At 54.6% G+C, this 470-nt stretch carries 1 pseudogene; it reads right to left on the bottom strand.

The features are described 5' to 3' along the window. Nucleotides 1–431, bottom strand: a pseudogene (locus tag EIZ58_RS32805) (hypothetical protein); the annotation flags it as partial. Nucleotides 432–470: the final 39 nt, after the last annotated feature.

Genomic DNA, 470 nt, shown 5'->3' with positions numbered 1-470 from the left:
CATGCCAGCAGTTTCTCGATCTTAGCAGCAGTACGGTCGCCCGGTGCGCTCAGACCCAAGTGGTCGGCAATTTCAGCATAACGACGGCGAGCCTGCGGACGGTCATACTGGCTGAATGCAGTCTGCTTGGTCGGGTTGTCGTTCGCATTGTAGCGAATAACGTTACAAATCAGCAGGGCGTTTGCCAGACCGTGCGGAATATGGAACTGGGAANTCGGGTTGTCGTTCGCATTGTAGCGAATAACGTTACAAATCAGCAGGGCGTTTGCCAGACCGTGCGGAATATGGAACTGGGAACCCAGTTTGTGCGCCATTGAGTGACATACACCCAGGAAGGCGTTCGCAAACGCGATACCCGCGATAGTCGCTGCACTGTGAACACGTTCACGCGCTACCGGATTTTTAGACCCTTCGTGGTAGGACGCTGGCAGATATTCTTTCAGCAGTTTCAGTGCCTGCAGAGCTCCGGC

Origin of the sequence: Ammoniphilus sp. YIM 78166, assembly GCF_004522215.1 — a bacterium.
Classification (GTDB): Bacteria; Bacillota; Bacilli; order Aneurinibacillales; family RAOX-1; genus YIM-78166.
Note: the sequence above shows the minus strand (reverse complement) of the source record. Positions and strands in the feature narration are given on the sequence as shown.